Origin of the sequence: Methylocaldum sp., assembly GCF_035627495.1 — a bacterium.
Classification (GTDB): Bacteria; Pseudomonadota; Gammaproteobacteria; order Methylococcales; family Methylococcaceae; genus Methylocaldum.
The window spans coordinates 20070-46037 of record NZ_DASPLO010000218.1; the positions used below are offsets into that span (position 1 = coordinate 20070).

General features: G+C 57.6%; 21 protein-coding genes and 1 other RNA gene. 13 read left to right on the forward strand and 9 right to left on the reverse strand.

The genetic code is table 11. The annotated features are described in order from the left end of the window. The first annotated feature begins 132 nt into the window (after positions 1-132). Positions 133-4614 carry a DEAD/DEAH box helicase gene (locus VEB01_RS21735; protein ID WP_324879186.1) on the forward strand — a complete coding sequence of 1494 codons (4482 nt, stop codon included), beginning with the start codon at positions 133-135 and terminating at the stop codon, positions 4612-4614. 186 nt (positions 4615-4800) lie between these two features. Here VEB01_RS21735 and VEB01_RS21740 read toward each other — a convergent pair whose 3' ends face one another. Next, positions 4801-5544 (reverse strand): flagellar brake protein, encoded by a 744-nt coding sequence (locus VEB01_RS21740; protein ID WP_324879188.1) that lies wholly within the window; start codon positions 5542-5544, stop codon positions 4801-4803. An 89-nt stretch (positions 5545-5633) separates the two neighbouring features. Next, complete coding sequence (gene mobA, locus VEB01_RS21745; protein WP_324879190.1) at positions 5634-7160, reverse strand: molybdenum cofactor guanylyltransferase MobA; 1527 nt, start codon at positions 7158-7160, stop codon at positions 5634-5636. A 45-nt stretch (positions 7161-7205) separates the two neighbouring features. Here mobA and VEB01_RS21750 point away from each other — a divergent pair, with 45 nt between their 5' ends. Both VEB01_RS21750 and VEB01_RS21755 read left to right on the forward strand, forming a co-directional pair. Further along, a complete protein-coding gene (locus VEB01_RS21750) occupies positions 7206-7664 on the forward strand; it encodes a DUF302 domain-containing protein (protein WP_324879192.1) in 459 nt (152 codons plus the stop codon). 79 nt (positions 7665-7743) lie between these two features. Continuing rightward, positions 7744-8166, forward strand: coding sequence for a hypothetical protein (locus VEB01_RS21755; protein WP_324879194.1), 423 nt, complete (start codon positions 7744-7746; stop codon positions 8164-8166). Between the two features lie 229 nt (positions 8167-8395). Here the strand turns inward: VEB01_RS21755 and gloB are convergent, their stop codons facing one another. Together gloB and VEB01_RS21765 are read right to left on the reverse strand one after the other, a co-directional pair. After that, a complete protein-coding gene (gene gloB, locus VEB01_RS21760; RefSeq protein ID WP_324879196.1) occupies positions 8396-9160 on the reverse strand; it encodes a hydroxyacylglutathione hydrolase in 765 nt (254 codons plus the stop codon). Positions 9161-9169: 9 nt separating this feature from the next. Beyond that, entirely contained in the window at positions 9170-10768 is a 1599-nt protein-coding gene (locus VEB01_RS21765) for a MutS-related protein (protein ID WP_324879198.1), read from the reverse strand. A 218-nt stretch (positions 10769-10986) separates the two neighbouring features. Between VEB01_RS21765 and VEB01_RS21770 the strand changes: the two genes are divergently transcribed. From VEB01_RS21770 to VEB01_RS21780, 3 genes are all read left to right on the forward strand, one after another. Beyond that, positions 10987-11062, forward strand: a non-coding RNA gene (locus VEB01_RS21770) — sX9 sRNA. A 176-nt stretch (positions 11063-11238) separates the two neighbouring features. Further along, positions 11239-14976 carry an FAD-dependent oxidoreductase gene (locus tag VEB01_RS21775; RefSeq protein WP_324879200.1) on the forward strand — a complete coding sequence of 1246 codons (3738 nt, stop codon included), beginning with the start codon at positions 11239-11241 and terminating at the stop codon, positions 14974-14976. 227 nt (positions 14977-15203) lie between these two features. Further along, positions 15204-15572 (forward strand): hypothetical protein, encoded by a 369-nt coding sequence (locus tag VEB01_RS21780; RefSeq protein ID WP_324879201.1) that lies wholly within the window; start codon positions 15204-15206, stop codon positions 15570-15572. Positions 15573-15686: 114 nt separating this feature from the next. Here the strand turns inward: VEB01_RS21780 and icd are convergent, their stop codons facing one another. From icd to VEB01_RS21795, 3 genes are all read right to left on the reverse strand, one after another. Beyond that, positions 15687-16931 carry an isocitrate dehydrogenase (NADP(+)) gene (gene icd / locus VEB01_RS21785; RefSeq protein WP_324879203.1) on the reverse strand — a complete coding sequence of 415 codons (1245 nt, stop codon included), beginning with the start codon at positions 16929-16931 and terminating at the stop codon, positions 15687-15689. A gap of 102 nt (positions 16932-17033) precedes the next feature. Next, positions 17034-18611, reverse strand: coding sequence for a glutamate--cysteine ligase (gene gshA, locus VEB01_RS21790; protein WP_324879205.1), 1578 nt, complete (start codon positions 18609-18611; stop codon positions 17034-17036). Between the two features lie 165 nt (positions 18612-18776). Further along, on the reverse strand, positions 18777-19106 hold the full coding sequence (locus VEB01_RS21795; protein WP_324879207.1) for a DUF2782 domain-containing protein: 330 nt from the start codon (positions 19104-19106) through the stop codon (positions 18777-18779). A 341-nt stretch (positions 19107-19447) separates the two neighbouring features. Here VEB01_RS21795 and VEB01_RS21800 point away from each other — a divergent pair, with 341 nt between their 5' ends. From VEB01_RS21800 to pqqE, 7 genes are all read left to right on the forward strand, one after another. After that, entirely contained in the window at positions 19448-20053 is a 606-nt protein-coding gene (locus VEB01_RS21800) for a TetR/AcrR family transcriptional regulator (RefSeq protein ID WP_324879209.1), read from the forward strand. A gap of 157 nt (positions 20054-20210) precedes the next feature. Then, the gene (locus tag VEB01_RS21805) at positions 20211-20960 is read left to right on the forward strand and encodes a HesA/MoeB/ThiF family protein (RefSeq protein WP_324879211.1); all 750 of its coding nucleotides are present in this window, start codon (positions 20211-20213) and stop codon (positions 20958-20960) included. Between the two features lie 151 nt (positions 20961-21111). Continuing rightward, positions 21112-21186 (forward strand): pyrroloquinoline quinone precursor peptide PqqA, encoded by a 75-nt coding sequence (pqqA, locus tag VEB01_RS21810; protein ID WP_077731218.1) that lies wholly within the window; start codon positions 21112-21114, stop codon positions 21184-21186. Between the two features lie 98 nt (positions 21187-21284). After that, a complete protein-coding gene (gene pqqB / locus VEB01_RS21815) occupies positions 21285-22199 on the forward strand; it encodes a pyrroloquinoline quinone biosynthesis protein PqqB (RefSeq protein ID WP_324879213.1) in 915 nt (304 codons plus the stop codon). 8 nt (positions 22200-22207) lie between these two features. After that, on the forward strand, positions 22208-22933 hold the full coding sequence (pqqC, locus tag VEB01_RS21820; RefSeq protein WP_324879216.1) for a pyrroloquinoline-quinone synthase PqqC: 726 nt from the start codon (positions 22208-22210) through the stop codon (positions 22931-22933). 4 nt (positions 22934-22937) lie between these two features. After that, positions 22938-23219, forward strand: coding sequence for a pyrroloquinoline quinone biosynthesis peptide chaperone PqqD (gene pqqD, locus VEB01_RS21825; RefSeq protein WP_324879218.1), 282 nt, complete (start codon positions 22938-22940; stop codon positions 23217-23219). After that, positions 23188-24318, forward strand: a complete 1131-nt coding sequence (gene pqqE / locus VEB01_RS21830) for a pyrroloquinoline quinone biosynthesis protein PqqE (protein WP_324879220.1) — start codon at positions 23188-23190, stop codon at positions 24316-24318. The genes pqqD and pqqE overlap by 32 nt, the downstream gene beginning before the upstream one ends. A 35-nt stretch (positions 24319-24353) precedes the next feature. Here the strand turns inward: pqqE and VEB01_RS21835 are convergent, their stop codons facing one another. Both VEB01_RS21835 and pip read right to left on the reverse strand, forming a co-directional pair. Further along, the gene (locus VEB01_RS21835; protein ID WP_324879222.1) at positions 24354-24935 is read right to left on the reverse strand and encodes a UbiX family flavin prenyltransferase; all 582 of its coding nucleotides are present in this window, start codon (positions 24933-24935) and stop codon (positions 24354-24356) included. Continuing rightward, positions 24932-25882, reverse strand: coding sequence for a prolyl aminopeptidase (pip, locus tag VEB01_RS21840; RefSeq protein WP_324879224.1), 951 nt, complete (start codon positions 25880-25882; stop codon positions 24932-24934). Before pip ends, VEB01_RS21835 begins: the two co-directional genes overlap by 4 nt. Positions 25883-25968 lie beyond the last annotated feature (86 nt).

Consider the following 25968-nt stretch of genomic DNA (forward strand, 5'->3'; position numbering starts at 1 on the left):
AGGACACCGATAAGCTCGATGCGGCTTAGTTTCCGGAGGATTTCCACTGAGACCGGCGCGCGCGCCTAAACGCACAGATCGCGACGACAAGCCCGATTGAGATTGCCGCCCGCTTTGGGGTAACGTAGACCCATGATCCTCGACCGATTTCACCCTGCCGTCTCGGCCTGGTTCCGGGAAACCTTTCCCGCGCCGACCGATTGCCAGACCGAAGCCTGGGATGCCATCAAGGCCGGCAAGCACACGCTGATCGCCGCTCCGACGGGTTCCGGCAAGACTCTGGCGGCGTTTTTGGCCGCCATCGACGATCTGGTTCGGGAGGGCGAAGTCTTCGGATTGCCGGAAGAAACCCGAGTGCTCTACATCTCGCCGCTCAAGGCGCTGAGCAACGATATCCATAAGAACCTCGAAGCTCCCCTGGACGGCATCAACACCAAGCTGTTCGAGCTCGGTTCGACCGACGTGGCGATCCACTCGCAGGTCCGCACCGGCGACACTCCGGCGTTAGCTCGGGCGGCCATGAACAAGCATCCGCCGCATATTCTGGTGACCACGCCCGAGTCGGTTTATATCCTTCTTACCAGCGAAGGCGGACGCCGCCTGCTGAAAACCGTGCGCACGGTGATCGTCGACGAAATTCATGCGGTGGTGGGCAGCAAGCGCGGGGCACACCTGGCCTTGTCGCTGGAGCGGCTGGAACGCCTGGTCGAGCATCGCCTCATCCGCATCGGCCTTTCCGCCACCCAGAATCCCATCGAATCGGTCGCGCGCTTTCTGACCGGCGGCGCCGATTGCCGCATCATCGACACCGGCCACCGGCGCCGGCTCGACCTTGCCATCGAGCTGCCCGATTCGCCGCTCGAAGCCGTGCTTTCCCAGCAGGCGGCCAAGGAAATCTACGACCGCATGACGGCGTTGATCGAGGCGCACAAGACCACGCTGATCTTCGTCAACACGCGCCGCCTGGCGGAACGGGTGGCCCGCGCCTTGAGCGAACGGCTGGGCGAGGACCACGTCACCTCGCACCACGGCAGCCTCTCGCGGGACCAGCGCCTGTCCGCCGAGCACCGGTTGAAAACCGGCAAGCTGAAAGCGCTGGTCGCCACCGCGTCCTTGGAGCTTGGCATCGACGTGGGCGACGTGGACCTGGTTTGCCAATTGGGAACCACCGGCTCGATCGCCACATTTTTGCAGCGGGTGGGCCGTTCCGGGCATTTCGCGGGCGGCCTGCCGAAGGGCCGGCTGTTCCCCGCCAGCCGCGACGATCTCATCGAGTGCATTGCCTTGATCGACGCGGTGCGTCGGGGCGAGCTGGATCGCTTGATCATGCCGCAGAAGCCCGCGGACGTCCTGGCCCAGCAAATCGTGGCGATGGTGGCCTCGGAGGACTGGTCGGAGGACGAGCTTTACCGGACCGTGTGCCGCGCCTTTCCGTACGACGAGCTGAGTCGGCAGGAGTTCGACGAGGTCGTCAAGATGCTGGCGGAAGGCTTCAGCACCCGGCGCGGACCGCGCGGCGCCTATTTGCACCGGGACGGCATTCACAAGCGCTTGCGGGCCCGTCGCGGCGCGAGGCTCACCGCCGTGACCTGCGGCGGGGCGATTCCCGATAATGCCGAGTATCGCGTGATCCTGGAACCCTCCGGGGAATTCATCGGCACCGTGGACGAGGATTTCGCCATCGAAAGCCTGGCGGGCGATATTTTTCAGCTCGGCAACGCCAGTTGGCGGGTTTTGCGCCTGGAAGCGGGCACCTTGCGGGTGGAGGACGCCCGCCATCAGGCACCCAGCATTCCCTTCTGGTTCGGCGAAGCGCCAGGACGGACTCATGAGCTGTCTTACGCGGTGTCGCGGCTGAGGCGGGGAATCGAAGAGCGCCTGGAGGGAAACGATTGTATCGGGGCTGCCGTTGTAAGCCGCGATAAGCCTGTCCTGAGCCTGGCCGAAGGAGCGGCAGCCGTTTCCGGCGAATCAAACTTCCAACTGACCATTGGGGGAAATGTCGACCCCGTTGCCGGAAACGCCTTGCTTATTCCGGCCTACACACTAGACCAGAACCTGAACCTTCTCGCTGCCAACTCGTTTCTCGAAAACGAGGTCGGCGTGTCGCCGCTGGCCGCATTGCAAGCCGTCAATTATCTTGCCGCGGCCAAGCTGGCCCTCGGCACGCTGCCCACCTTGGATACCCTGGTGTTCGAGCGTTTCTTCGACGAATCGGGCGGCATGCAGTTCATCATTCACGCCCCCTTCGGCAGCCGGGTCAATCGGGGCTGGGGACTCGCCTTGCGCAAGCGCTTCTGCCGCACCTTCAATTTCGAGCTGCAAGCCGCCGCCACCGAGAACGCCATCATTTTGTCCCTGGGCACCTCACAAAGCTTTCCGCTGGAGGACGTCACGCGCTTTTTGAACACCAACACCGTGCGCGAAATTTTGGTGCAAGCACTGCTCGCGGCCCCCATGTTCAACGTGCGCTGGCGCTGGAACGCCGTCTGTTCGCTGGCGCTCAAGCGCTTTCAGGGCAGCCGGAAGACGCCCCCTTATCTCCTCCGCATGCAGGCGGAAGACCTCGTCACCGGCGTGTTTCCAGACCAGCTCGCGTGCTTTGAGAACATCGTCGGCGACCGGGAAGTCCCCGACCATCCGCTGGTCAACCAGACCGTGCACGACTGCCTTACCGAAGCCATGGACATCGACCGGCTGATGGAAGTAATCAGCGGTATCGAGACCGGCGCGATCCGCGTGGTGTGCCGCGACCTGACCGAACCCTCGCCGCTCGCCGCCGAAATTGTCAATTCCAAGGTTTACAGCTTCCTGGACGGCGCCCCCCTGGAAGAGCGCCGAACCCGCGCGGTGGCCAGCCGCCGCTGGCTCGACCCTTCGGAAGCCGCGGACCTCGGCCGTCTCGACCAAACAGCCATCGACCGGGTGCGGCAAGAAGCCTGGCCCGACGCCTCCTGCGCCGACGAGCTGCACGACGCTTTGCAGATGCTGGGCTTTCTCCAACAATCCGAGGCGGAAATCGGCTGGGAAGCTCTTTTTCGGGAGTTGAAACTGCAAGAACGCGTGGCGGAATTGCATGTCCCGACCGGCAAGGTTCTTTGGATTGCGGCCGAGCGCTTGCCGCAATTTCGTGCGGTATATCCGCAAGCCGGTGATTCGTCGCCCGTTCACATCGGTTATGCCGCACAACTGCCGCCGGAGTACTCGGCGCAGACTTGGACGCCGGAAGACGCGCTGAGGGAGATCGTCCGCGGACGCATCGACTGTACCGGTCCCGTCACGGCGGCCGTGCTGGCGGAGGCGTTGTCTCTCCCCGCCGGCCGCATCGAGCAAGCACTGTTGGCGCTGCAGAACGAAGGCTTCGTTCTGCGCGGGTCATACACGCCGGGGAACGACGCGGAAGAATGGTGCGAAAGGCGTTTGCTGGCGCGCATCCATCGCTACACCATCAACCGACTGCGTCAGGAAATCGAGCCGGTGCCCAGCGCCGATTTCATGCGCTTCCTGTTTCGCTGGCAGCACGTGCATCCCGAAAGCCGCATGCAAGGCGCGCAAGCCCTCGCGGCGGTTTTGGCCCAATTGGAAGGCTTCGAGGCCGCCGCGGTCGCTTGGGAAGGCGATTTGCTGCCGGGTCGGATTGCCGATTACGATCCGGCCTGGCTCGATGCCTTATGCCTTTCGGGCAAGGTCGTCTGGACCCGGCTTTCCGCCGCTAAAGGCGGCCAGGGACCGGTCAAATCCTCGCCCATGGCGCTCATCGGCCGGCGCCATCTGCCCTATTGGCGGCAATTCGCCGCCTCGTGCGACTCACCCGAGCTATCGCCGGCCGCACGGCGCGTGGCGGACATCCTGAGCATCCGCGGCGCTTTGTTCTTCGAAGAGCTGGCCCAGTGGGCGGGCTTACTGCCGACCCAACTGGAAAACACTTTGGCGGAACTGGTCGCACGTGGGTGGGTTGCGTCGGACAGCTTTATGGGACTGCGCGCGCTGCTGATCCCGGAGCAAAAAAAGCAGCGCTACCGGGGACTTTCGTTTGGAATGGCGGAAGCCGGGCGCTGGACCCTCGTTCAGCCCCCGCTGCGGATCGATGAGAGCCCGTCCGAGTTGCCCCATCAGGAAGATCAGGAAGCCACCGAGCACGTCGCCGGCATGCTGCTCAAGCGTTACGGCGTCGTGTTCCGCGCACTGCTGGCCCGCGAAACCATCGCACCGCCCTGGCAGGATATCCTCCGTGTTTACCGGCGTCTGGAAGCTCGCGGCGAAATACGCGGAGGACGCTTCGTGGCCGGCCATTTCGGCGAGCAATTCGCCCTGCCCGAAGCCATAGAAGCGTTGCGTGCGGTACGCAAGGAGAAAGACACCGAAACCCTTGTCACCCTCAGCGCCGTCGATCCGCTCAACCTCGTCGGCATCATCACGCCCGGCGCTAAAATTCCCGCGCTCCCCGGTAACCGCGTGCTCTTCCAAGGCGGCATCCCGACGGCCTTACACGTCGGCAAGGAAACGCAATTCCTGGTTTCGGTCGAAAAGCATCGGGAGTGGGAACTCAAGAACCGGCTGACGCAGCGGACGATCCCGCCGCAACTGAGGGCTTATCTCGGCTCGGCGTCTTAGGATAGGGCCGAAAACAAGCTTCCGATTCATGTTTCCGGTGTAGGATGGGTTAGCCTCGCCTGGTGGGTTACGGCGCGCGGAAACACCAAAAGAACTTTGCCGAGTCCGTGGAATGCGCGCCTAACCCACCCTACAATCGTTTTCGAGTAGAACGGGACGTTATTGGTGGCCAAATCGTTGGCGCCTTCAGCGCGATACGCTTTCCTGGCGCTTTTTCTGCAATTCGATCTCGTAAATGAATTTCTGAAGGCTGATTTCAAAGTTCCGGCTGGTACCCCGGAAGATGCATCCTACCCGCTGCCCGGCCGGCGGATTGGCCCAGGTCATCGCGACTTTATTGCGCACCTCAAGACCCAGCTTCACTTCGCCGTGGCCGGGTAAGATTAGCGTGCATTCTTCGAGAATATGCCCCATGGCAAACGAATCGTTGAGCCGATTGGTTTTGTCGACGAGGGCTAACCCTGAAAGACTGATGTCGGCGATGCCGAACTCGGCAGGCATATCGTCCAACTTGACCACGCATTTGGCCGGCATGGCGACCGGAATCGTCACCCGGTAAAACTTCCGCTGCTGCCGCCAGTACAAAGAATCGGGAATCGGCGCCGCGAGCACGGTCTGCCCGTTCAAGGTCGCTTCGGTAAGTTTGGCCAGGGTGAACCGGCTTTGGATACCTTCGACTTGTCCGCTGAACACGACCTCCTGCGCCGCCAGCAACTGCTGATTAAGGCCGAAATTCTCGCTCAAATCCATGACCACCAGTTCCCTTTCCGGCATCACCTGCACGATTGTGGTCACGAAACTCAGATTTTTCCCGCTCGGCTGAGCGCTTAAAAGGCACTTTTTCTTCTGGATGAGCTTGAGCGTTTCGATAATCTCGCTCCTGCCTTTCAGAGTGTATCCGCCGTGGCTTTCAATGGTATCGGCTTGCATGTGTCGCTATCGAACTAACGGGCCATTTTGGCATTAAAGCTTAGCAGGGGATTGCGCCGAGAAGCGATATCGGAGTCGCCTGCCAGTGGTTAATCGTCCATCGATTCGGAAGGGCCGCGACTAAAGCGGCCGTTTGCGATTGGGCGGCTCCGTCCATCCGCGGGCTGCTTCGGCAAAGGCACGTCGAAAACGATGTTTTCGCCGCCGCTGAGAACGAGGAAGTGCCGTCCCTTCGCTCGGGCGAGCATGGTAACGCCGGCCTGCCGGGCCAACTCGAACCCCATGTGGGTCGCACCCGAACGCGACAGCAGCACCGGAATCCCCATTTGCGTGACCTTGATCACCATTTCCGAGGTCAGGCGTCCAGTGGTGTAGAAAATCTTGTCCCCGCCTTCCATGCCGGTGAGCCACATGTAACCGGCGATCGCATCCACGGCGTTGTGACGTCCGACGTCCTCGACGAAGATCTCGATCCTCCCGTCTTTGCAGAGCGCGCAGCCGTGCACCGCTCCGGCCCGCTTATACACCTCGTTGTAATCCCGAAGCGCATTGAATACATCATAGATCTCCGATTGGCGGACGGTAACCTTCGGCACGCGAATTTCCCGAAGCTGATCCATCAGCCGGCCGAATACGGTGCCCTGACCGCATCCCGTCGTGACGGTGCGGCTGCCCAGCCTTTCGAGAAAAGCATGCTCGGTGAGCCGGGTGGTCACGGCAACCGCTTCGGTCTCCCAATCCACCTGCACGGAACGGATGTCGGCGATGTTTTCGATAAATCCCTGGTTGCGAAGATAGCCGAGGGTCAGCAGCTCCGGATGGGTCCCGATGGTCATCAAGGTAACGATCTCGTACTTGTCCACGTACACGGTCAGAGCGCGCTCGCCCACCAGTTCCAACTCGCGGCGTTCCCCGTACTCGTCGAGCGCGGTGGCGGCATAACAGGAGGCGCGGCCCGCATCGGTCATTCGGATGTCGTAAGGGTTGGCGCTAAGATCGATTCTGATCGGCAATGCGCCCGCCGTCTCCGTATTCTCCAGTGCGGCCAGTTCGTCCGGTGTGTTGATGTTGGCGAACAATTCGGGATGGTCGCTGAAATCGGCCAAGGCTAATCTGTGCTTTTCGAACCAAAGGTCGATCTTCCGTTGACCGCTGGCCAGATAGCGCTCCAGGCTCTCCGCCAGGCAGCGTTCGGCCAAGAGGAATACCGGGTGCAGGCGTTCGCCGTCGTGAGCGGCGCAAAGCTCGGCTCCGGTCTCCTGCATCACCCGGCACAGCCTTTCCAGGAGCCGTCCCGTCACCAGCGGCGAATCGCAGGGCACTGTCAAAACATAAGGGGTTTCCGCCGCGCGCATGGCGCTGAGCAATCCGGCCAGAGGACCGTCGAAGGTGTCGGTCCGGTCGGATACCACGGGGTAACCGAAGCGCGCGTAGGCCTCCCGGTTCCGGTTGGCATTGATCAGGATATGCGCGGCGACCGAGTCCAAAGCCTCCAGGGCGTAACTCGCCAGCGGACGGCCATTGAACTCGATCAGCCCTTTGTCCTCGCCACCCATTCGCCGCCCGCGCCCGCCGGCCAGGACCACGCCGGTTATTTTTGCCCTCTCTGAAATCATGGTGATAAGCTAAAAATCAAGTTTCGACATGTTGCTGTTTAGTGTATGCGCCTGCTTCTAGGTTCGATTGTCGCACTGCTGCTGATTATCCTGCCAGGGTGCGCCGCCCAAAAAGAACCCGAACCTCTCTACTATCAAGCCGAGACCACCAAACCTTATCAGGACGTTCTGGCCGAACTGGAACTCGCCATCACCGAGCGGAATTTCCGCATCACGGGCCACAACAAGATCGGCAGCGTGATCCGCGAGCGCGAAAATATCGATTTCCCCGATTACGACACTATCCAGTTCTGCAACCTTACGCTAGCCCGTGAGATGCTGGAAATTTCGCCGGAATCCGTCATTTACATGCCGTGCAACGTAGCCATCCGTTCGGAAAACGGCAAAGTCATCGTGACCACGCATTTGCTGCCGACCCGTTCGCCTAACCCGAGAATGAACGAGTTCGCCCGGCAAATGAACGAAAAACTCAAACAAATCGTGGACTTTGCAGTCGAAGACTGAGCTCCATAAATTGCGCCGTCCGCTTTCGCTGCACTATCATGTAGCGATTTTGAGACAGGTTTTACGAGAACGACTGAACATGAAAAAACCCGCTTTTCCCTTGAACCTCCGTTGGACCGCAACGATCGCCGCGCTGATTCTGGCGTCGGGCTGCACCTCCACTCCCCCTGCCCCCGAGACAGCGGCAAAGGAAACCAATGATTTTCCCACCTTGGCCAGAGTCGAATATGTCCTGCAGTGCATGCAGGAGCATGGTGGCCAGAACTACAACAATCTCTATCACTGCACGTGCAGCGCCGACAAGATCGCCAGCAAGATGAGCTACGACGAATTCACCCAGGCGCAGACGTTCACCTACGCCCTCAACACTGCCGGCGACCGTGGCGGGGAATTCCGCGACCCGCCGGAGTCCGCAAAGCTGCGCGATAAGTATAAGGAAGCGAAGACGTACGCTAAGGAAGCCTGTTTTCCCGGCGGTGCGGCTAAGGACGTGAAGAAATAACGGGACGACGAGTCCGGTTACGGTTGTAGGCCGGAATAAGCCCTTCGGCTGGGATCAGGACAGGCTTCGCGTTTCCGGCAGAATCCTGCACTTTGCGAGCGCTACGCGTGCCGATCGGCTACCGGCCAATGGGTTCGGCCCGCCCTGAATGACAAACCCGGTTTCGGTGGGTTACGGCTTTCAGCCTAACCCCCACCCTACCAAGCTACCAGGCACCGCGGCTTCAAACTTAAAACAGGTCCTTCCGCCGGCGCGTTTCCGCAAACACCTGTACCGGCTTCGAGCCCAGCAAGTCCAAATTTCGCTGAATCTCGTCGCTTTCTGGGCGCAGAAACGGATTGGTCGCCAATTCCTCCTCCAAGGTCGATGGCACCGTGGGCTTGTTCTGCCACCGAAGTTTATCGACGCGCTCCACCCGTTGCCTGAGCGCCGCATTACCCGGCTCCACCGTCAGGGCGAATCGGCCGTTCGCCTGGGTGTACTCGTGGGCGCAGTAAATTTTGGTTTCGGGAGGCAAGGCGCGGATTTTCGAAAGCGACCGCCACATCTCTTCCGGCGTGCCCTCGAACAGCCGACCGCACCCCATGGCGAACAGCGTATCGCCGCAAAAAAGCGCATTATCCCCGGCGAACCAGAACGCGATATGCGCCCGTGTGTGTCCCGGAACGTCCAGGATGCGAGCCTCGGAACTTCCCAATTTGAAAACCGCTGTCTCGCCGACCGCCAGATCGATGCCCGGAATACGCCCCCGGTCGCGCTCCGAACCGACGATTCGGCACCCCGTCCGCCGCTTCAGCTCGAGGTTGCCGCCCACGTGATCCCCGTGATGATGGGTGTTCAAGACATAGGTCAGGCTCCATCCGTTCGCGGCGAGTGCCTCCAGAACCGGATCGGCCTCGGCCGGGTCGACCGCCGCCGTCTCGCCGGTCTGGCGATCGTGGATCAGGTAAACATAGTTGTCCTTGAGCACGGGGATCTGAAGGATTTCCAGCATGACATTTTCTCATTTGCCACTGGACAAATACCGGGCGATATCTTCTTTCGAAAAACCGATCTTGCGGGCCACCCGATCGGCATGGCTGACCCGTGAAACGCCTTCGACCACCCGGTAAGTCGGCTGTTCGTTCTTGAACTCGACCTGCCGCGCCAGTCCGATCTCTTTTTGCTGGTAGGCATCGACCAACTCGTGGTTGTGGGTAATCAAAATCGTGTTGCTGCCTTTTTGATAAAACCCGTCCAGGATATTCATGGAAATCTCGATCTTCTCTTCATGGGTCGTGCCTTCCGACAGCTCATCCATGATGACCAGGCTTTTCGGTGTCGTTGCGAGGAAAATGTCCTTGGTACGCTTGAGTTCGGTGCCGAAGCGCCCTTCCCCGTCGGCCAGATGGCTGATCTCCGGGACTTGATAAAAGATACGGTCGGCGACCGTCAGTTCCGCTTCCTGAGCCGGCACATAACAACCGATTTGCGCGAGCAGCTGGCTCTGCGTCAAGGTTTTGCAAAATGCTGTCTTGCCCCCGCTATTCGGCCCAGTGACGAAGGTGAGCCGCGTGTCTTTCAGGGCGATATCATTGGGTACGTAATTCGGGTTGTCCTTACTGAGCACCGGATTCCGCACGCCCTTGAGCACCAGGGAATGACGGTCGGCCTCGACGATCTTAGGCAAGACCATGGGGTGACCGAAGGATTCCTTGAGGCGGACGAAGCTTAAGAGTTCGTCCAGCTTGCCCAGCGAATCCAGCGTGTTTTGCACGTCTTCGGACCGCTTGAAGATGTCGCGGAGCGGATAAATGCAGCCGTCCCGGTCGAAACCGCCAACGATGGGAATATAGACGAAGCTGATAGGCAGCAGGAACAGCCAGAATACCGGTGCGATCGAGGTCGCGAGATCGAGCACCAGCGGCAGAAATTCGAGAGCGAGCACTAGGAGAATCCCCGCCATCGTGAGCCCCACCGGCTTGAACAGCGAGGGCCGAAAGCGGATCGCGGGGGTATACCAGCTTTTCTCCGCCTTGGTTCGGATGTCTTTCTCGGTCCGGTACACCGGCCCTATCATCAGTGCATAGGCGCGCGAATTGGCGAAGCTCCGCAAGTCCTCAACCAGCGTTCCCAAGTACTCGCTGTTCGGCGTTGGAAGCCGGTTTGCCGCCCCCACCACATCGAGCATGAACCGCGTGCCCTTTTTGTACGTCTCATAGCCATAGCCTTCGATTTCGAGCTTGTGCGCCAGCGAACTCATGAGTCCCATGAAAGTGCCGAACAACAGGCCGTAAAAATCCTCTTCGAGCGATTTCGCATGCTTGATCAGGGCTTCCAATGACTCTCGAAGAGCCTTGTTGGACTCAATCTCCCGAATCGCGTCCTGCTTGGCCCGAATTTGCTCGGCTGAAGCCAGCGGCTGTACCAGCGAGCGGTAAAGAGTTGCCTGACCGGCCACGGTGGAGGCGTGATTCACGCTGTCGAACAGCTTGTCGACCTCAATGGCCTGAAACGTCGAAACATCGATGACGCCCTCTCCGATCGCGCCCGGTGCAGCGGAGCGAACGACCGGCGGTTCCTTGGAATCGGATCGTAGAAGAGTCTTATACAGAGAATTCATGGGGCGAGGACCTTGCAATGATAGGATATTCGGCGCCCTAACCTACACCTTAGCGGCGGCCGCTTCAACCGGAGAGGGAACGGGCGGCGGAACACCCGAGAACGCCTTCTTTTCCTAAGGGCCTTAAGACTTGTTCGAAAACTACTGCGCGGCCGTGATCCGGGGTCGGACAGTCCGTGGTACAAGGATGTACCATTGCACAGGACTGAGGAATCCTCATGTACGTCTTGTACACTCCGGGGGCTCCGCGCCGGCCGTTCCCGGCTAACGGCCGCTCGCTACGTTTTGCAAACAGGTTCTTAGACCGGTTAAACAGCACCTAAGATCGACTCGACCGTCGATTCAGCATAAAATTTGAAACATTTTTCAAGAAAATCCGTCTGTCCTTCGGCAACTCCGTGCACACGATGCCCGGCGATTGTCCCGGCGGAATAGAAAAACTTTCATCAACCCTCGCGATCTTGATACCCATGACCGATCACCCCGTTCGCTCCGATGCGGGCCACAACGCCGTATCCGCTTTGACCCTGGGCATTTCCGGCTTTAGCTATGCCGATTTGTACGAGCCGGAACGGCTCAAGGACTTGTCGGACGTCTTCGACGTAACGGTCCGAAACCATGATCCGGCTTTATTCGCCGAATTCGAGCGATATCGCGCTTGCCAAGGCGAAGGCATGCCGCCCGAGCAGGTTTCGGATGTGCTGGTCAAAATGGCGCCCTATGTCGGCACCTTCGTGGCGCGGCTCTTCGGCGTGTCATCCGCACGGGATGCGCAGATGCAGACGATCCGCGAGGAATTCGACAGCATCTTCGTGTATCGCAACGAGATCATCGGCAAAGTCGCCGGCCTGTTCAAGAATCAACCGGTGGAAAGCTGGGATGTCGCCGGTGTCCGCGCAAGCTTCGACGCCTTGCTCCGGGTCGCCGAACCCGTGCTGTTCGAAACGGACCGGGAAAAAGCCGTCGCCGCCCTGGGCGCGCGCTTGCACCGTTGGAATCAAGGTTTGCAGGCCGCCGAACAATCTCCGAGCCCGGCGGCCACGAGCGGAATCGCCGAACTCCGCCGTTCGCTTATTGCTTATCCCGACACCAAGGAATATTTCGCCGGTTTACTGGGCGAAAGCGACGGAAACTTGGTGAAAGCGCTGCTGGATTTGGTCCAGCGCTGGACCCATGCCGCCCAGCAGATCCCCGAACTCAAAGCCATGGTCCAGGGCTGGGCCAGCTTCAAATTCCCGGCCAAGACCGATTTCAACCACCTGGTCCATCACGAAACGCGCCCGGCGGGCGGCTACACCGTATGGGCCGGACCCGAGGAGCACCACCGGCGGCGCGAGGGGTTCGGTCTTACCGATCCTCGTTTCCCCGAACGGCGCGTCTTGTACGAGATCGACCACTGCATTTATTGCCACGACCGGGACACCGACTCGTGCTCCAAGGGCATGCGCAACAAAAAGGACGGCTCGTACAAAACCAATCCGCTGGGTGTGACCATAACCGGCTGTCCGCTGGAGGAAAAGATTTCCGAGATGCACGTCATCAAGCGGCAAGGCGACAACATCGGCGCGTTGGCTTTGATCACGATCGACAACCCGCTCTGCCCCGGCACCGGCCATCGCATCTGCAACGACTGCATGAAGGGCTGCATTTATCAGAAAACCGAGCCGGTCAATATTCCGCAGATCGAGACCAACGTCCTCACCGACGTGCTGTTCATGCCGTGGGGTTTCGAGATCTACAGTCTCTTGACTCGCTGGAATCCGCTCAACGTGAAGCGGCCATATGCGCTTCCCTATAACGGCAAGAACGTGCTGGTGGCCGGCATGGGCCCCGCCGGTTACACCCTGGCCCATTATTTGATCAACGAAGGCTTCGGCGTCGCCGGGATAGACGGCCTCAAGATCGAACCCTTGCCCAAGGACATCGTCGGCGACGAGACGCATCCGCCCCGCCCCATCCACGATTTCCGCGAGTTATACGAGGACCTGGACAAACGCATCATGCTGGGTTTCGGCGGGGTGGCCGAATACGGGATTACGGTTCGTTGGGACAAGAACTTTTTGAAAGTCATTTATCTGAATCTGCTGCGTCGGCACACCTTTCGCTGCTACGGCGGCGTGCGTTTCGGCGGCACCCTCACGATCAACGAGGCCTGGGATTTGGGCTTTGATCATATCGCCATCGCCTCCGGCGCCGGCAAGCCCACGCTCATCGACATCAAGAACAACCTGATTCGAGGCATTCGAAAAGCGTCCGATTTCCTGATGGCGCTGCAATTGACCGGCGCCGCCAAGGAGTCGTCGCTGGCCAATCTGCAAGTGCGCCTGCCGGCCGGTGTCATCGGCGGCGGACTGACGGCCATGGACACGGCCACGGAGCTCTTGGCGTACTATCCGGTGCAGGTCGAAAAGATCATGCAACGCTATGAAACGCTTTGCGCCGCCTTGGGCGAGAAGGCCGTACGCGCCCGCTACGACGAAGAAGAGCTGCTGATCCTCGATGAATTTTTGGACCATGCCAAGGCCGTGCAGGCGGAACGCCAACGCGCGCAGACCGCCGGTGAAAAACCCAATTTCCTGCCGTTGCTGAATGCCTGGGGCGGCGTCACGCTGTTCTATCGCAAAGGCATCAAGGATTCGCCCGCCTACCGGCAGAATCACGAGGAAATCAAGGAGGCCATGGATGAAGGGATTCTGCTGGCCGAAGGCATGAACCCTCTCGAAGCACTAGAAGACAAATATGGCCATCTCCGCGCTGTGCACTTCGAAAAACTCGAAGAACAAGAGGGCCGCTGGCAAAAGGCCGGCATTCTAGAAGTCCCGTTGCGCAGCCTGTTCGTCGCCGCTGGAACATCGCCCAACACCATCTACGAATCCGAGCATCCGGATACGTTCGAGATGGACAAGAAGTTCTACCAACGCTACGAGCCGAACTGGCTGAGCGAAATTCCGGAGCTGGAGCCGGTCAACGACACCGCCGTTGCCAAGATCGGCAGACCGGCGCCGTTTACCTCGTATCGGCGGCACGGCAAATTCATCACGTTTTACGGCGACAACCACCCGGTTTATGCCGGCAACGTCGTGAAAGCCATGGCCAGCGCCAAGAACGGATATCCTTACATCGTCAAACTGTACGAAAAAGAATTCGCCACGCTCGACCGAGCCCAACAGCCTCAGCGCCTTGCGAATTTGCGGGAATTCCAGCGCAAGCTCGACGACATGCTTTTGGCGCGGATCGTGGAAATCAATCGCGTCACGCCAACCATCATCGAGGTGATCGTCAGGGCCCCCTTGGCCGCGAAGCACTTCTGCCCGGGCCAGTTCTACCGCGTTCAAAATTTCGAAGTCCTCGCGCCGGTCGTGGACGATACGGTTTTGGTTGCCGAAGGTCTGGCACTGACCGGCGCGTGGGTCGACAAGGAACAGGGCCTGATCTCCCTAATCGCCCTGGAAATGGGTTCGTCGTCCAGGCTGTGCGCGATGTGGAAACCGGGCGATCCAATCGTGGTCATGGGCGTTACAGGCGCCCCCACCGAGATTCATACCGGGCAAACGGTCCTTCTTGCCGGCGGCGGCTTGGGCAATGCGGTGCTGTTCTCCATCGGCAAAGCGCTGCGCGCCGCGGGCAGCCACGTCATCTATTTCGCCGGCTACCGGAAGCGCGAAGACGTGTTCAAAATTCGGGAAATCGAAGCGGCCTCCGATGTGGTGATCTGGTCGGTCGATCGGTTGCCGGGTGCCGAGCCCATACCGCCGCTGCGTCCCCAGGACAAAAGCTTCGTCGGTAATATCGTCGAGGCGATGCTGGCTTATGCCAAAGGCGATTTGGGCGCGACCCCGATCCACATGGACGACGTCGACCATATGGTCGTCATCGGCTCCGACCGCATGATGGCGGCGGTAAAAGCGGCCCGTTACGGCGTACTCCAGCCGTACCTGAAAGCCCATCATTCCGCCATTGGTTCCATCAACTCGCCGATGCAGTGCATGATGAAAGGTGTCTGCGCGCAATGCCTGTGCAAGCATGTGGACCCGGAAAGCGGCAAGGAGTATTTCGTGTACTCCTGCTACAACCAGGACCAAGACCTCGACCGGGTGGATTTCCCCAACTTGTACGCGCGTCTGCGTCAGAACTCGGTGCAGGAAAAGCTATCGACGATGTGGCTGGATTATTTGCTTTCGAGGAAACCCGAACGTGGGACGAGTTAGACAAGTTTCCTGGAACGAACGCATGACAACATTAAGAAAGTCTTTTACTATTGGCTGCTGTTGACTACATCAAGGCGCGGTTTTGGATCTTTCCTTCCCGATTCCATCGTGGAGGATAGCCGTGCGGAGACTTTTTCTCGGCAACGATGAAGTGTGTGTCAGCAATTAACAAGTAAACATGACATTAGTTTGGTTATTCAAGGATAACCAGAGGAGAACTTAAGAGAATGAAAATGAATAAAACCGCGAAAGTATTGAGCGCTTTGTTGTTGACCGGCGCGTTCGGTGTGTCGGGTAGCGCCATAGCCGCCGAAAACGCTGCAGGCGTCGCCGAGCACTTTGGACTCACCGTCAAAACCGCTAAGGAAGCTCATGAAGCGGCGAAAGCAGGCGACAAAGACGGTTGCCTCTCGGGCATCAAGCAGTCGATCCAGCACTACAAGGAACTCACTGGCGCTGCAGCCGGAAAAGAACTGCAAGACACCATCAAAGTGGTGAAAGAAGCCAAGGGCGAATGCGAAAGCGGCAACACCACCAAAGGCGCCGAACTCCTCGGACAGGCAGTTCCGGTTCTGGAAAAGCTCCAGAAAAGATAAGGCACTCCGGGAAACGCGCTCTATTGCGCACACGTACCCGGTGAGTCTTCCGCTCCGCCCGCAAGGTGACATGCTTGCGGGCGGAGACCCAAGGTCCTCCCCCCGCATCGCCTCTTAACCCATCGCCTCTATCAGGGCGTCTCCAAATTCGCTGGTCTTGACCTCCTTCGCTCCGTCCATCTGCCGCGCAAAGTCGTACGTGACGATCTTCTTGCCGACGACGGCGCTGTAAGCGGCTTCCACCACATTCGCTGCTTCTTGCCATCCCAGGTATTCGAGCAACATCACCCCGCTGAAAAGTAATGATCCGGGATTAGCCTTATCCTGGCCGGCATATTTGGGCGCGGAACCATGAGTCGCCTCGAACACGGCAATGAAATCACCGATGTTGCCTCCCGGCGCGATGCCTACGCCTCCCACTTCCGCCGCAACCGCATCCGAAAGATAGTCGCCGTTCAGGTTGGGTGTGGCAATGACGTCGAACTCCGCGGGGCGGAGTAACATCTGTTGGAACATGATATCGGCGATGCGGTCCTTTATGACAACCTTGCCGTCCGGCTGCTTGCCGCCATGGATACTGTTCAACTCGTCTTCGGTGATGGTTTGATCGGCGAACTCCGTACGGGCGAGTTCGTAACCCCAGTTGCGGAACGCACCCTCGGTGTACTTCATGATGTTACCCTTGTGCACCAAGGTAACGCTCTTCCGCCCGTGATCGAGCGCATAACGGATGGCCTTGCGAATCAGCCGCTTGCTTCCGAATTCGCTCACCGGCTTCAACCCCAGAGCGCTACCCGATTGAAACTCCGCTTTGAGCTCCTCTTTAAGAAAACGCTCGAGTTTAAAGGCTTCGGGCGATCCCGCCGGATATTCGATGCCCGCGTAAACGTCCTCGGTGTTTTCGCGGAAGATCACCACGTCCACCGCTTCCGGATGACGCAGAGGCGACGGCACACCCGGGAAATGGCGCACCGGACGAACGCAAGCGTATAGATCGAGGACTTGTCGAAGGGAGACATTGATGGACCGCATGCCCCCGCCCACGGGCGTGGTCAAAGGGCCCTTGATGGATACGACGAGATCTTTGAGCGCATTCACCGCCTCGTCGGGAAAAGCGTTGCCGTAGAGAGTACTGGCCTTTTCTCCGAGATAGAGTTCGCACCAGTGGATTTTGCGCGATCCGCCGTACGCTTTGGCGACCGCGGCATCCCAAACCCGAAGGGAGGCGCGCGTGATGTCCGGACCGATGCCATCGCCTTCGACATAACCAACGATAGGATCATCCGGAACATGAAGCTTGCCATCTTCAACGCTGATTTTTTCGCCGCTGGCGGGAAGCCGAATGTACTGGTAATCCATGGCAACCTCCACGAGAAAACCTGGGGAGAGTGAAATTTCGACCGGCGCCTAAATCCGAGGCGGTCTAGCAGCTAAGCGGAATAAGCTCCGACTTGGAGCCTATTATGCTTGGGCGAAATAGCGTTGTAAAAATTCGTCGAAAGAAAATCTATCGCCGGCTTCTATCCGCCGCTGCTCCTCAAGTGATTGCTCCGAGTAGCGTCGGAATAGCGCGGCTCGCTCGGCCGATAGGGAACGTTCGCGGAATACCCGCGCGTGTTCGTTCGATAGCCGCAGCGCATAGGCGGCAAACGATTCGCCATTCTCCTTCATTTCGGCCAGCATGCGGGCGGACGGTGTCCGCTCGGGATCCGATAGCAGGTCGCCTTGTGCCTCCAGACTTCGGGTATAGGGTTTAAGTGCATCCCCAGCATCGAGAATTTCCGCAATGCCGCGCATAGCATCGAGCATTTCCGCGGCCCATCCCTTTAGCGAAATCTCCCCGCCTTTGCGCCGAAGCTTAAATCCGGGCGTACGACCACAGCACGCGACTGCCATGCCGTTCCGGCTGACTTCCGCTTTTTCCGCGGAATCGAGGGGAGAACTTTCCTCCAAAAGGCAGAAAAGCAGAAAGATTTCCAGGAAACGCAACTGATCAAGGTTTGCTCCTGCGGGACTAAAGCACTCCAAGTCCAGCGACCTGAGTTCCAAATAGCGCACCCCGCGTTTTTTAAGGGCGAGAGTAGGCTTTTCGCCGGACTCGGTAATTTGCTTGGGACGAATGATGCTGTAATACTCGTTTTCGATTTGCAGGATATTGCCGTTCAGTTGACGATATTCTCCGTCCACCTTGACGCCGATACGCTCATAAAGCGGAAAGGGAGTCTCAATGGCCTTGCCGAGACTGGCCACATAATCTTCGAGATTATCAAACGAGATCTCAAGTCCCGCCTGGCTGTCGTTTTTGTAGCCGATATCGCTCATACGCAACGAGGTTGCATAGGGACGAAAAAGCGTTTGGGCGTCGAATTCCGAAAACTCGGAAATAAGATGCTCGCGCCCGGTGAAAAAGGATTTGCAGAATGCCGGGGAAGCACCGAATAAATAGATTGTCAGCCATCCATAACGATGTACATTTCGGACCATGCCGAAATAATTGTCGGCAATAAAGCCGGACAGCGATTCCGATCCGCCTTTCAACTCCCGCAAGACCGGCCATAAGGCTTCATTGACGGAATAATTGAAATGAACGCCGGCGATAGCCTGCATCGTTCGACCGTAGCGATAGGCGAGCCCGCGACGGTAGACGTGCTTCATCCGACCTATATTGGATGTTCCGTACTCGGCGATCGGGATGCTCTCGTCCCCGGCCACGCCGCAGGGCATGGAGGTCGCGAGTAAAATTTCCTCTCCCAGATTGCGGTACACGAAGGTGTGCAAGTCTTCGAGGAATCGCAGCGTTTCCGCGGGATCGGCGTGAGGCGGCGTGATCAGCTCGATCAGGGCCTCGGAATAATCGGTGGTGATATAAGGGTGCGTCAGCGCCGATCCCACGCCTATCGGATGCGGCGTATGCGCAATGACTCCGTCGGGTGCAAGCCGAAGACTTTCCTTTTCCAGCCCTTTAAGGCCGTTCCTCAGCAAATGTTGTTGGCCGGCATTGATAAGCTGGCTAAGCCGGGAGTCTATTCTTTGGCTCAAACGGAAATAATCCTTAGTGTTGTTCTTAAAGGCGGGATAACTCGTGAGATCACGGAATGGCAGTCTGAATTCGCGGGACTACAAAACGCCCGAATCTGGCGCCATTCTATCAAAGAAGGGCATTTAGCCTGTACAGTAAACAGTTATCTCGATTTAAACCGAAACTCACCAACTGAAAAGCACCCATTGAGGAATCTGCATGTCATCCTCCAGATCGCTGCGCCGCACGTCCATATTACCGTCGCCGTCAGTATCGAGCAGATAGTAGGCCGGCCCGATGCGTGGCTTGATCTTAACCATGTAAAGCCGGTTGTTGATCCGGTATTCTTCGATGATGTCTTTGCCCCGGCGGATAATGGTGACATCCGGCTCCAAGGGCTCACCACTCTCGACCTGTGGCGGAATGTCCGGCGGCTCAGGCACCGGGGCGAGTTCATCCTGCGCTTGAGCGGAGAGCGCGCCAAGTAAAAGAAATAGGAAAATAATCCGTAACATGATGAATCCTGCTAAAAGTACTCGGGGTTCAAAGTTCGCCAATGATAGTACATATCGGATCGAGAAATACGCTCCCATGGCCACACGTGCTGCGAATGATTGAACTGCGGAAATCTCGGTTATTTCGGTATTTTTGAAATCCGATAAGCCACGTAATGACCCGGAGATTACTCGGCACATCGAATGTCGGCGATGATAATCATCAAATGTCCCTCCATACCTTACGATCCGCATCGGACAGGAGTCGAGCGAAGTTCAAGCAACTGCCCTCGCCTTAAGATTAAGGACTGACAGCATCCTGCTAAATTCCCCGGAGCGAGCAAAGCATCGAGATATTCCCCATGGCCAGACGAAACGATCATAGCCGCGACGAGATTCGCGAAATGGCGCTTAAAGCAGCGGAAACCATCGTCGAGCGGGAAGGGGCTGCGGGCCTCAGCACGCGCAAGATCGCGAACGAAATCGGCTACACCGTAGGCAGCCTTTATTTGATTTTCGAGAACCTGGATGACTTGATCTTCCATGTGAATGCCCGAACTTTGGACCAATTAGCCTTCGAACTTGACCAAGCCACAGCCCGAAAAAACGATCCCGCGGCTGTCCTGGTAGAACTGGGCCTCACTTATCTTCGTTTTGCCGCCTCCCACCAAGGGCGGTGGAATCTGATTTTCGGACGTGGGTCGCCCACGGCCACCGCTTCGCCCGACTGGTACCGCAGCCACGTTCTCGTTTTGTTCGATCGAGTTGAAAAAATGCTCGAGAGACTCGCTCCACCCCGGAATCCGAACGAAGTCGCACTGGCCGCTCGCGCGCTTTGGGGAGGAGTACACGGTGTCTGTACCTTGGCGCTTACCGATAAATTGGACATCGCCGGTCTTTCGGATGCCGAGAAATTGACGACGTCGCTTATCGAGAACTATTTATTGGGCTGGATGCAACAGAATTAGCGCGCTGGATCTAAGGACGCCTCGTCTTCCCATAAGTCTTTTTACATAAAGGCGATTCACCAACCTCAAAGCAAGCTCGTTCGTTTCTCGCCTTATGCGACGACGCTTTTTACCGGTAAACTGGTTTATTTTTCCGAACAGCCTGTAGCACCAAACGATGGACGATAATCAACTTTTGCGTTACAGCCGACAGATTCTGCTGCCTCAGATCGACGTTGAGGGCCAGGAAAAGCTGTTGAATTCCAGGGCATTGATTATCGGTCTCGGCGGGCTCGGCTCGCCCGCAGCCATGTATCTGGCTGCCGCAGGCGTCGGCAACCTCGTGCTCAACGACTACGATGTCGTGGAAATATCCAATCTTCAGCGGCAGATCGTCCACGGCATGGAGAATATCGGGGAGCCGAAGGCGGTTTCGGCGCGTAAGACAGTCGAAAGATTAAATCCCGATATCCGGGTCACTGAGCTGATATCCCGGCTGGAAGGCGCAACATTGGAGCGCGAAATCGCTCAGGCCGATGTTGTACTCGATTGCTCGGACAACTTCACCACCCGTTTTGCTGTCAACGCCGCTTGCGTAAAAACTCGAACTCCCTTGGTTTCCGGAGCGGTGATCCGTTTCGAGGGACAACTGGCGGTATTCACCGCGGGCACCGGAGACAATCCCTGTTACAACTGCTTGTACGCCGATCACGGCGAACTTGCGGAAAGCTGCGTGCAAACCGGCGTTCTAGCCCCTCTCCCCGGGATCATCGGCAGCCTGCAGGCGTTGGAGGCCATAAAGCTCCTCGCGGGCGTGGGCAACACATTGCGGGGACGGCTGTTATTGCTCGATGCGCTGAGCATGGAATGGAATCAGATGATCTTGAAAAGAAACCCGAAATGCCCGACTTGCGGTAGGCTAGATTGACCAATCAGCCTAGCCGACATCCGCCTATTTCACTCCAACAACGGGAATATCTCCCGTTGCTTTCCAAAAATCGGATACGTATACTGTGATTCGAGCTTTTTAAGCCATTTCCAACTAAAGCAATAAATCAGTTTTTTGGAGGTAATCCGAAATGAGATGGGAAAAACCAAGCTACAAAGACCTGCGCTTTGGCTTCGAAGTTACGATGTACATCTACAACCGCTAATTCGCCGGTTGTATCCCTGAGCGGGGCTCCACAGCAATGTAGGGCCCCGTTTTTCGTTTAAGGGCTCGTATAAGCTCTTTTGCTTAGTAAAGACCGAAATGAAAGTTCGAGTGTTGGGCGCCGGCGCCGGCGGCGGGTTCCCGCAGTGGAACTGTAACTGCCATAATTGTTCCAGGCTTCGCCGAGGCGAAGTCAATGCCAGATCGCGCACTCAGTCGTCCATTGCCATCAGTAGCGATAATGAGAATTGGGTGCTTTTCAATGCTTCGCCCGACATCCGCACCCAACTGGAAGCTTTTCCGGCCGTCCATCCCAAGCGCGGCATCCGCGACAGCGGCATCAAAGCCATAGTTTTGATCGACAGCCAAATCGATCACACCACGGGGCTATTGATGCTACGCGAGTCCACCCGGCCGCTGGACATTTACTGCAGCGAAATGGTGAGACAGGATCTATCGACGGGATTCCCTGTATTCAAAATGCTGGAGCACTACTGCGGCGTCAATCACCACAGTACACCTCTGGATGGTAGCAGTTTCACGATTCCCGAGATTCACGACCTGAAGTTCTACACGCATTCGCTGAAAAGCAAGGCGCCGCCTTATTCGCCCCACCGGCACAATCCACACGCAGGGGACAATATCGGCGTAGTCATCGAGCAGATTTCTTCAGGCAAGAAACTTTATTACGCGCCGGGGCTCGGTGAAATTGAGCCTCACGTTTTTGCGGCCATGCAGAAGACCAATTGCCTGCTGGTCGACGGCACATTTTGGCAAGAGGACGAAATGGGCTGTGCCGGAATCTGCGATAAACTTGCCCGCGATATGGGGCACCTACCCCAATCGGGTTCGGACGGCATGATCGAAGTGCTGAAAAATGTGCCCAAAGCGCGGAAAATTTTGATCCATATCAATAACACCAACCCGATTTTGGATGAAGATTCGCCGGAGCGAAAGGCGCTTAACGAGGCGGGCATCGAAATCGCCTACGACGGCATGGAAATCGACCTGTGAGAGACACCATGAGCGAACCGACACCTTGGAGCCGAGAAGAATTCGAAGCCAAACTGCGCGCGAAGGAGGCGTATTATCATATTAACCACCCGTACCATGTGCTCATGGCTGACGGCAAACTCAGCAAGGAGCAAATTCAGGGTTGGGTTGCGAACCGCTTCTATTACCAAATCAAGATTCCGGTCAAGGATTCGGCAATCCTGGCGAATTGCCCCGATCGCGAAACACGCCGCGAGTGGATTCAGCGCATACACGACCATGACGGCTGGGGCGACGATGCGGGCGGGATAGAGGCATGGACGCGCCTCGGTATTGCCGTGGGCATTCCCCGCGACGAACTGTGGTCGCTAAAACACGTGCTCCCGGGTGTACGCTTCGCCGTGGACGCCTATGTCAATTTCGCCCGCCAGTCTTCCTGGCAGGAAGCTGCCTGCTCGTCGCTGACCGAGTTATTCGCGCCGACCATCCACAAGCAGCGTTTGTCCGGTTGGCCCGATTTGTATCCGTGGATCGATCAGGAGGGCCTGGCCTATTTCAGGAAACGGGTAACTCAAGCCAGCCGCGACGTGGAGCACGGCCTTGCCATCACACTAGATTATTTCAAGACTCGCGAGCAACAGGAGCGCGCCTTGGCAATCCTCCAGTTCAAGCTGGATATCCTGTGGAGCATGCTTGACGCGATGTACTTGGCCTACATCGAAAACAAGCCGCCCTATTTCAACATCAAGGCCTAAAGCTATGGCCTTAGATGTCCAAAGCCTTTTTGCCTTCTCGCCCCTGCACCGATTGCAATGGGAGGAAGCTCAGCAGCGTTATGTGGTCCTTTACCCTGAGGGCTTGGTTGAACTAAACACGCCCGCCGCCGAAATTCTTAAGCTGTGCGACGGCACACGTGATTTGGACGGAATCGTCGTAGAGCTTGAGACGAAATTCGAAACCACGGGTCTAAGGGACGATATTTCCGAACTCCTGCAATCTGCCTTAGATAATGGTTGGATCAGACAAATCCCCCGTCAGTAATCCCCGGTGGCTGCTCGCCGAACTGACGTACACGTGCCCGCTACAGTGCCCCTATTGCTCTAATCCCATCGACTTCGCGAAACACAAGGACGAACTCGGTACCGACGATTGGCTGAGAGTGTTTTCCGAAGCTCGCGAAATGGGCGCGGTGCAACTCGGCTTGTCGGGCGGCGAACCCCTGGTACGCCAGGACTTGCCGATCCTGGTCCGACATGCCCGGGGGCTAGGCTATTACGTCAATCTGATCACCTCCGGCCATAACCTCAACGAGGATAAAATTGCCGAGTTGAAAGAAGCGGGATTGGATCATATTCAGGTCAGCATACAGGCGCCTGAAAAGACGCTGAACAACTATCTCGCCGGCACCGAATCCTTCGAGCACAAGAAGGAAGTCGCCCGACTGGTCAAGAAGCACAGCTATCCCATGGTGCTGTGCATAGTGATTCATCGCCAGAACATCCACCTGATGCGCGAGATTCTCGACATGGCCGTCGAACTGGAGGCCGATTATCTGGAATTGGCCAACACCCAGTATTACGGCTGGGCGCATCTCAATCGTGATCGGTTGCTGCCCACCCGTGAGCAATTCCAGGAGGCCGAGGCCATAGCCCAGGACTACAAGGAGAAGCTCAAGGGAAAGATGAAGATTTATTACGTAGTGCCTGACTACTATGAAGATCGACCAAAAGCCTGCATGAACGGCTGGGGAACGACGTTTCTGACTATCGCTCCGGACGGCCTTGCCCTACCCTGCCACGAGGCCCGGTCGCTGCCGGGACTCAACTGTCCCAATGTGCGGGACATGAGCGTGCGGGATATTTGGCTCCACTCCGATGCGTTCAACAAATTTCGCGGATACGATTGGATGAAGGAGCCCTGTCGATCCTGCCCGGAAAAGACCAAGGACTTCGGCGGTTGCCGTTGCCAAGCCTATCTGTTTACCGGCGACATGACCGCCGCCGACCCGGTGTGCAGCAAATCTCCAGATCGGCATACCGTATTTGACGCTATCGCCAGCGCACGCTCGGCCTGTGAAACCGAAGCAGCGCAACCGCTAGTATTTCGCAACGTCCGGAACTCCAAGTCTTTGAGCAACTAATTTCTGGCGTAGCAGTAGGGTAGACAATACCCGCTCTACTTTTGGAGTCCTTCCCAAGGCTCGTACAAACCCTGCACCTCAACCTCGAAGAGCCCTAGAATCCGCCCGACCGTCTCGTCGATCAGCTCCGGCAGCGTCTTCGCTTTGCCGTAAAAGGCCGGCAACGGCGGAAAGATAATGCCTCCCATTTCCGTAACTGCCGCCATATTGCGGATATGGGCCAAGTTCAACGGCGTTTCCCGCGGCACTACCACCAACCGACGACGCTCTTTAAGCGTCACATCAGCCGCGCGGGAGATTAGATTGTCGGAAAACCCGTGCGCCACTGAAGCCAAAGTTTTCATGGAGCACGGTGCGATGATCATGCCGTGGGTCTTGAACGCGCCGCTCGCAATACTGGCCCCGATATCGTTTACATCGTGAACCACATCGGCAAACGCGCACACCTCGCTCCGCTTCATGCCCAGCTCATGGTGGATATTGAGCACGCCCGCCGAGGAAATGATCAGATGCGTCTCCCATCCGCCGATATCGCGCAGCACCTGCAGCAAGCGCAAGCCGTATACGGCCCCGGTAGCGCCGGTCATGGCGATAATCAGGCGCTTGCTTCCGCTCATGAATCGAACCGCTCAAGCATTTCATCCGCCGCCGAAACCAAGGCGTCGGCCATTTCCTCACCGGCAGCGATATGTCCGGCGTTCGGCAAAATGCGCAATTCGGAATTCGGCAAGCGTCTGTGCAGGCTAAAGGAAGACTCTACGGGACAAACCAAGTCGCGACGGCCGTGAATCAAAATCGCCGGCAAATGGCTGATCCTGTCACAGCCCTCCAGAATGCCATTTTCAGGAATGAAATATCCGTTCACGGCATAGTGGAGCTCAATCCGAGCCTGATTGACCACTTCGGATGAAACATGCTCGTTCAACTCGGACGGATCGAACTCATCGCCGAGAACGACTTGACCGCCCCACAACGCCCATGCCCGAGCGGCGCGCCGCTGGGCCAGTTCATCATCACCGGTCAGGCATGAATACAAATAGGACAATGGATTATTCTGTTCGGACTCCGGAATACTTTCTATGAACCGCTCCCATTCCTCCGGATAAATTCGGTTTACGCCCGAGCCGGCGAACCAGGCGAGATCGCACTGCCGGGCCAAAAACACCGCCCTCAGCACCAGCGCCGCAACCTTAGCCGGATGGCGCTGAGCATACAAAAGCGCCAAGGTTGCGCCCCAGGAGCCACCGAAGAGCAGCCAGCGATCGATTTGAAGGACATGACGGATGTATTCCAAATCACCGATCAAATCTGCCGTCGTGTTGCCGACAAGCTCCCCATGAGGACTTGACTGCCCCGCGCCTCGCTGATCGACAAGGATAATCCGGTACTTTTCGGGGTTGAAAAAGGAGCGATGATAAGGCTTACAGCCGGAACCCGGTCCTCCGTGCAAGAACACAACGGGTACTCCGGAGGGAGTCCCGCATTCTTCCACAAAGACCTGATGATTATCCCGCTTGAATTGGTGAATCGCGTAGGGCTCGATGCCGGGATAAAGGGATTTCATGCGCAAAAGATATTTGTTCGTCTATGGCCTTTATAGCCAAGACGCGATATTCATGGCATGTCTAGAATAACTCATTACCTCCTCCA